Annotated in this window: 6 protein-coding genes; 5 read left to right on the plus strand and 1 reads right to left on the minus strand. The window is 74.6% G+C overall.

Features of this window, described 5'->3' with window-relative positions; all coding sequences use genetic code 11:
* A partial coding sequence (locus CGE01nite_RS17190; RefSeq protein WP_218022642.1) for a cutinase family protein occupies nt 1–1,123 on the plus strand: 1,123 nt, incomplete at its 5' end.
* A gap of 159 nt (nt 1,124–1,282) precedes the next feature.
* On the opposite strand, the gene CGE01nite_RS16475 is transcribed toward CGE01nite_RS17190, so the two are convergent.
* The gene (locus CGE01nite_RS16475) at nt 1,283–2,548 is read right to left on the minus strand and encodes a glutamyl-tRNA reductase (protein WP_141371747.1); all 1,266 of its coding nucleotides are present in this window, start codon (nt 2,546–2,548) and stop codon (nt 1,283–1,285) included.
* A 57-nt stretch (nt 2,549–2,605) separates the two neighbouring features.
* Between CGE01nite_RS16475 and hemE the strand changes: the two genes are divergently transcribed.
* The 4 genes from hemE to CGE01nite_RS16495 all read left to right on the plus strand — a co-directional run.
* The gene (hemE, locus tag CGE01nite_RS16480; RefSeq protein ID WP_141371748.1) at nt 2,606–3,664 is read left to right on the plus strand and encodes a uroporphyrinogen decarboxylase; all 1,059 of its coding nucleotides are present in this window, start codon (nt 2,606–2,608) and stop codon (nt 3,662–3,664) included.
* A 7-nt stretch (nt 3,665–3,671) separates the two neighbouring features.
* Nucleotides 3,672–5,120 carry a protoporphyrinogen oxidase gene (gene hemG / locus CGE01nite_RS16485; RefSeq protein ID WP_141371749.1) on the plus strand — a complete coding sequence of 483 codons (1,449 nt, stop codon included), beginning with the start codon at nt 3,672–3,674 and terminating at the stop codon, nt 5,118–5,120.
* Nucleotides 5,121–5,294: 174 nt separating this feature from the next.
* A complete protein-coding gene (hemC, locus tag CGE01nite_RS16490; RefSeq protein ID WP_141371750.1) occupies nt 5,295–6,314 on the plus strand; it encodes a hydroxymethylbilane synthase in 1,020 nt (339 codons plus the stop codon).
* Nucleotides 6,311–7,064: uroporphyrinogen-III synthase (locus CGE01nite_RS16495; protein ID WP_141371751.1), on the plus strand; the 754-nt coding region annotated here is incomplete at its 3' end. The genes hemC and CGE01nite_RS16495, both read left to right, overlap by 4 nt.

The raw sequence follows: 7,064 nt of genomic DNA on the forward strand, positions 1-7,064 counted from the left end.
GGGAGTGGGTGACTGGAATGGGATCGTCGCCCTACCCGGCGGGGTTGCCCAACTGGACGGGGTCGATGTGCGGTACGCCGCCACTGCTCTCTCGGTCACGGGCGCCGAGGCAGCGATCCATGGCAGGCTGACCGACTCGGGGGTCGGCGTTTCGTCGGATGGTAGCTATGTTGATGCCAGGGACGTGGACTGGGGCACGCCGGACGGCCCGGCGCCGGGCGATGTCATTGGTGCAGGCGCACAAATCGCCCCATGGGTCGGATACACAGCTCCGCCGCGACCAGCTCCGGCCGCACCACAGCCTGTCTCAACGTCCAACCCAGGCGAGTGCAAGGCCGTTGCAGCCTTTGGCCTGAGGGGTTCTGGCGAGGCGCCCCAAGGCACGAGGGTAAGCATGTTCTTCCCCTGGACAATGCCGGAGTTCACGGGCGCTGCCGACGGATTCGGGTCTTACAATACGTCGATTGTCGACTCTTTCGAAGAGATCGAGGGTGTTGCCGTCAAGCGAATCGCGATTCAGTACCAGGCACTTGCTGTGCCGGTTGTTAATCCCGCAGTGCTGCCCGGCGAGTACAACGGCTCGATCTATGACGGCGTGGACAAGCTCATTGCTCGAATGGAGCGCGAGTCGATCGATTGCCCCACGGAGAAGTTCGTCGTAGTGGGCTACTCACAAGGAGCACTCGCGGCGCATCTCGCGCTCCGGATCCTCGCACGTACCGACCCGCAACTGCTGGAGCGAGTCGAGGGCGTGGCTTTTGTTGCCGATCCCGGTCGGCAGTTCAATCCGGCCGAGGATTGGTGGAGAAGCGCGTCCTACGAATCTCCACGCACGATCCATCTGTACGCACCGGGCGTTGTCGAGTCCTTGAGTGCGGGCGTCTGGTCCGCCGCGAACCTCTTCAATGGCGACGTGGCAGGCCCACTACCGGACGCGGTCGCAACGTCGACCGTGTCGCTCTGCCACAATCGCGATCTTGTCTGTTCAGCATTCGTGGGTGCCTCAGTCGGCCAGCACACCAACTACACCGAGTCCGAACTCCAAGGCCTGGCTGCGCTTCTCGCACGGACCGTCCCGGGCGGGAGCGGATCGATTTCGTGGACCCTCAGCATCCATCCGTAGCGAACTCCGAACGGCGCGATCACTGGCATCACGGTCTCGGGCACGGCCCACTGCAGATCGAATGCATGTTCTACAGACGAGGCGGGTCCACCCGAGCGTGTCCGGGCGCTCGAGTCAGCCTGCGGCCCCGATCTGCATCCGGAGGATCGCCGAGGAGTCCTAGGGCACGGGTGCCGGGGCGGGCAGGTCCGGGACGTCGATCGCGGCCAGGTCGGCCAGCGCCGCGGCGTACGCCGCCGTGTCCCCGGCGCGCGCGGCCTCCCGCGCGCGGACCGTGGGGCCGTGCAGCGCGGAGCGGGCACGGCGACGCGCCTGCCGCGCCGCACGCTCGTCGCGCGCGTCGTCGCCGAGGGCCGACAGCGCCGACTCGAGCCCACCCAGCACGCGGGACCGCTCGGCGAGCACCGCGGGGTTCCACTCGCGCACCCGTCGGTCGGCCTCGTACTCGTCGGCGGCCCGGCGGACGAGGTCCCGCGCGGTCAGGACCGCGCCGTGCTCGGCGGGCGCGTGCTCGGCCACGGTCGTGAGCGAGACGAGCCGCACCCCGGGCAGCGCGCGCACGCCCGGGTCGACGTCGTGCCGCAGCGCGAGGTCGACGACCGTCAGCGGGTGCGCGCTGCCGGACCTGGCCTGCGCCAGAGCGTCGACCGTGAGCACCGCCCCCGCCGCGCCGGAGCACGCGACGACGAGGTCGACGCACGTGAGCTCGTCGGCGAGGTCGGCCCCCGCGGGCACCGACGTCACGCCGCGCGCGGCGGCGAACGGCGCGGCACGTCCGCTCGGTGAGTAGACGCGCACGTCGCGGCAGCCGCGCGCCTTGAGCGCCGCGAGCGAGGCGCCGGCGTACGAGCCGGTGCCGATGAGCACGCACCGCACCTGGTCCCACGCGACGAGGTCGCGCTCGGCGATGTCGAGCGCGACCCCCACCACGGACCGGCCGGTCGAGCCGAGGCCGGTGTGCTTCTCGACCGTGCGGGAGACGCGCGAGGCCGCCTGGAACAGGCCCTCCAGCGCGCTCGTCGTGGTGCCGTCCTTGCGTGCGGTCGTCAGCGCGCGCCGAACCTGCCCGGCGATCTCCCGCTCGCCGACGACCATCGACTCGAGCCCGCTCGCGACCGCGAACAGGTGCGCGGCCGAGTCCGTGCCGACCTCGACGGCGAGGTGCGCGGCGACGCTCGTCGGGTCGTAGCCGGACCGGGCGGCGACGGTGGCGGCCACGGCCTCGCGCGCCTCGGGTGCGTGGGCGGCGTCGTCGACGTCGAGGTACAGCTCGAAGCGGTTGCACGTCGCGAGCACGACGGCACCGCAGATCGAGGGGGACGCACCGACGAGCTCACGGCCCACGGCGTGCACGTCCGACGAGAGACGCTCGAGCACTCCGAGGTCGAGATCACGGTGCGATGCGACGAGGGACAGCAGCACCACGTGCTCGATTCAACCATCCGGGCAACCCGGACAAGAAATGTCAGGCACAATCAACGGATGCTTTCCGCTGGTCATCCGCTCGTCGACGGGCGCACGTCACATTCTCCGCTGGTGCTGGCTTATTCCGGTGAGCGCCCGCAACGCCTCCCGGTGTGGTTCATGCGACAGGCCGGGCGCTCCCTACCGGAGTACCGCGAGCTGCGCGTGGGCACCGCGATGCTCGAGGCGTGCCTCGACCCGGCGCTCGCCTCCGAGATCACGCTGCAGCCCGTGCGCCGGCACGGGGTGGACGCGGCGATCTTCTTCTCGGACATCGTCGTGCCGCTGCGGCTCGCAGGGGTCGACGTCGAGATCAAGCCCGGCGTCGGGCCCGTCATGGGCGCGGCCGTCCGGACGGCCGACGACGTCGCGCGCCTGACCGAGCTGACGCTGACCGACGAGGCGCTCGCGCCCGTCGCCGAGGGCGTCGCCCGCACGGTCGCGCAGCTGGGCAGCACGCCGCTGATCGGCTTCGCCGGTGCGCCGTTCACGCTCGCGGCGTACCTCGTCGAGGGCGGCCCGTCGCGCGACCACCTGGCCGCCCGCACGCTCATGCACGCCGACCCGCAGACGTGGCAGGCGCTCACGCGCTGGACCGCGGAGGTCACCGGGGCGTTCCTGCGGGCGCAGGTGCTCGCGGGCGCGTCGGCCGCGCAGCTCTTCGACTCGTGGGCCGGCGCGCTGTCCCTCGCCGACTACACCGCGCACGTCGCCCCCGCGTCCGCCCGAGCGCTCGCGTCCGTGGCGGACCTCGACGTGCGGACCGTGCACTTCGGCACCGGCACGGGTGAGCTGCTCGCGGCGATGCGGGACGTGGGCGCCGATGTCGTCGGCGTCGACTACCGCATCCCGCTCGACGATGCTGCGCGGCGTGTCGGGGGCGGCACGCCGCTGCAGGGCAACATCGACCCCGCACTCCTTGCGGCGCCGTGGCCCGTGCTCGAGGCCCACGTCCGCGACGTCGTCGCGCGCGGGAAGGCCGCCCCGGCGCACGTGGTCAACCTGGGCCACGGCGTGCCGCCGAGCACGGACCCGGCGGTGCTGACGCGCGTCGTCGAGCTCGTCCACTCGCTGTGAGCCGGCGATGAGCGAGCGTGCGGCGGACGAGGAGTGGGGCGCGGTCGTCGTCGGCGGAGGGCTGGCCGGGCTGGTGGCGGCGCGCGAGCTGCTGCGGGCCGGGGTGCGCACGCTCGTCGTCGAGGGGCGTGACGCGGTCGGCGGCGCGGTGCGCGGGCACGTCGTCGGCGGGCTGACGCTCGACGCGGGCGCGGAGTCGTTCGCGACGCGCGGCGGGACCGTCGCCGCGTACGTCGACGAGCTGGGGATCGGCGACCGCGTCGTCGCGCCCAGCGCCCGGGGCTCGTGGGTGCACCTGGCCTCGGGCGACGGCCCGCTGCCGCGCACCGGGCTGCTCGGCATCCCCTCGCGGCCGTGGGCGGCCGACGTGCGGCGCACGCTCGGCATCCTCGGTGCGGCGCGCGCGAGCCTCGACCTGGTGCTGCCGTCGCGGGTCGGCGCTGGCACGACGACGCTCGGCGGCCTGGTCCGCGCACGCATGGGGGCGCGGGTCGTCGACCGGCTCGTGCGGCCCGTCGTCGGTGGCGTGCACGCCGCAGATCCCGACGAGCTCGCGGTCGACGCCGTCTCGCCGGGCCTGCCCGCCGCGCTGCGCTCGTCGCGCTCGCTCGCCCGGGCGGTGCGCTCGCTGCGGGCCGCGGCGCCCGCCGGCTCGGCCGTGCAGGGCCTCGAGGGGGGCCTGCACGTGCTCGTCGAGACCCTCGCGGCGCAGGTCAGCGACCTCGGGGGCAGCATCCGCACGCGCACCCGCGCGACCGGCGCAGAGCCGCAGCCGAGCGGGACCGTGCTGGTCGAGCTGTCCGACGGGACCAACGTGCGCGCGCAGCGCCTGGTGGTCGCGACCCCGCAGGGCCTGCCGCTGCTCGCGTCCCTGCTGCCCGGGCTCGACGGCGTCGCGCTCGACGACGGCGCCGACGTCCGGCTCGTGACCCTGGTGCTCGACGCGCCCGAGCTCGACGCCGCACCGCGCGGCACGGGCGTGCTCGTCGGGCGGGACGCGAGCGACGTGCGGGCCAAGGCCCTGACGCACGCGACCGCGAAGTGGCCGTGGCTCGCGGCGCAGGCGGGGCCGGGCAGACACGTCGTGCGGCTGTCGTACGGCCGCGGCGACGAGCCCGGCACGCCGGACGTCCCGCAGGGCGCGGGTGGCGGGCCCGAGCTCGTGGCGCAGGCGCTCGCCGACGCGTCGGTGCTGCTCGGCGTCCCGCTGACGGACCGGCAGGTCACGGCGACCGCGGTGGTGCGCTGGACCCAGGCGCTGCCGCGCCCGAGCGCCCGGCACCGCGACGCGGTCGCGTCCGTCCGCGCGGCTCTCGCGGCACCGGCGGACGGCACGACGGTGCCCGTGGCGGCGTGCGGTGCGTGGCTCGCCGGGAACGGGATCGCGTCGGTGATTCCCGACGCCGTCGCGGCCGCGCGCTGCGTCGTCGGACCGACGGCCGAGAATTCTTTCTGACAATCCGTCCCGAAGGCATCACGTTCCCGTGACAGGATAAGGATATCCTTACCTTGCATTCCTGGGACGAGCGTCAAGAATGGCCGACGACGGCATTCTGACAACGCGTCACGACGACGTCACCGCGCCCCATTGTTTCGACACATCGCCGGACGAAGGACCACACTGAGGCTCATGCCTGTGGTCCGGATCGGTACGCGCGCCTCCACGCTGGCGCTCACGCAGACGGGACACGTGGCCGACGACCTGGCCCGGCTCGGCGGGTTCGACGTCGAGATCGTGCACGTGCGCACCGAGGGGGACCGCCTCAAGGGGAGCCTGGCCACCATCGGCGGCACGGGCGTGTTCGTCACCGCGCTGCGCGACGCGCTGCTCGACGGCCGCTGCGACGTCGCGGTCCACTCGCTCAAGGACCTGCCCACCGCGCCGGCGCCCGGGCTGACCGTCGCCGCGATCCCGCTGCGTGAGGACCCGCGCGACGCGCTGTGCGCGCGCGACGGCCTGACCCTGCGCGAGCTGCCCGCCGGCGCGCGCGTCGGCACCGGCTCGCCGCGCCGCATGGCCCAGCTGCTCGCCGCTCGACCCGACCTGGAGGTCGTCGACATCCGCGGCAACGTCGACACGCGCCTGGGCCGCGTCGCGGGCTCGAGCCACGGCCCGGGGGACCTCGACGCGGTGGTCCTGGCCCGCGCCGGGCTCGCACGGCTCGGTCGGCTCGACGCCGTGACGGAGGCCCTGGACCCCGAGGTCATGCTCCCCGCGCCCGGACAGGGTGCGTTGGCAGTCGAGGTGCGCACCGCCGACCTCGCCGACCCGACCGCGCCGCTCGCCGCCGCGCTCGCCGCCCTGGACCACCTGCCCACGCGGCTCGCGGTCGTCGCGGAGCGCGCGCTGCTCGCGCGCCTCGAGGCCGGCTGCGCCGCACCGGTCGGCGCGCTCGCGTCGGTCGACACGCTCGGCGCGGAGGGTGCGAGCGTCACGGTCGAGGCCGTCGTCGCGCGCACCGACGGCACTCGCGTGCTGCGGCACGGGGTCAGCGCCACGACGAACGTGGGGTGGGACGGGGAGCAGCCGCGCGTCGTGCCGCAGCCGTTCGTCGACGAGGACACCGCCCGGGACGCGGGCGAGAGCCTGGCCGACCTGCTGCTCGAGCAGGGCGCGGCCGAGCTCGCGCCGCTCGGTCCGCGCGCATGACGGCAGGCACGGCGGGACCCGACGCGGGTCCGCTCGCCGGCTGGCGCGTCCTGGTCCCACGGCCCACGGCCGGGCAGTCGGCCGCGGTCGTCGCACTGGCCGCAGCGGGTGCGAGCGCCGAGCTCGTGCCGCTCATCGCGATCGAGGCGCCGCAGGAGACGGGACCGCTCGACGACGCGCTGCTCGCGCTCGGCGCCGGCTGGTACCGGTGGCTCGTCGTGACGAGCGGTGCGGCCGTCCCCGTCCTCGCCGAGCGCGCGCGGGCGGGCGGACGCTCGATCGCGGCGCTCGTCGCCGACGGCCGGGTGCAGGTCGCGGCGGTCGGTCCGGGCACGGCCCGTGCGCTGGGCGACGCCGACCTGCGCGCGGCACTGACCCCGCGCGGCGCGTCCACAGGCGCCAACCTGGCCGCGCAGTGGCCGTCGCCCGCGAGCGCACCGGCCGACGAGCGCCCCGCGCGCGTGCTGTTCACCCGCGGCGACCTGGCCGCCTCCACGGTCGCGGACGGGTTGCGGGCGCGCGGGTGGCTGGTCGACGAGGTCGTCGCCTACCGCACCGTCACGGCGCCGCCGCCGCCCGACGACGTGCGCGACGCGTGGCGCAGCGGCGCGATCCGCGCGGCGCTGCTGACCTCGGCGAGCACGGTGCGCGCGCTCGTCGAGCACCTGGGGGCGCCGCCCGCGGGCACGTTGCTCGTCGCGATCGGCCCGACGACCGCGGACGAGGCCCGCCGGCTCGGCCTGCCGCTCG

Origin of the sequence: Cellulomonas gelida (assembly GCF_006538725.1) — a bacterium.
Taxonomy (GTDB): Bacteria; Actinomycetota; Actinomycetes; order Actinomycetales; family Cellulomonadaceae; genus Cellulomonas; species Cellulomonas gelida.

Coding starts and splice junctions, on each gene's coding strand:
- hemE (WP_141371748.1), top strand. CDS start 2,606: ATGCTTTCCGCTGGTCATCCGCTCGTCGACGGGCGCACGTCACATTCT.
- hemG (WP_141371749.1), top strand. CDS start 3,672: ATGAGCGAGCGTGCGGCGGACGAGGAGTGGGGCGCGGTCGTCGTCGGC.
- hemC (WP_141371750.1), top strand. CDS start 5,295: ATGCCTGTGGTCCGGATCGGTACGCGCGCCTCCACGCTGGCGCTCACG.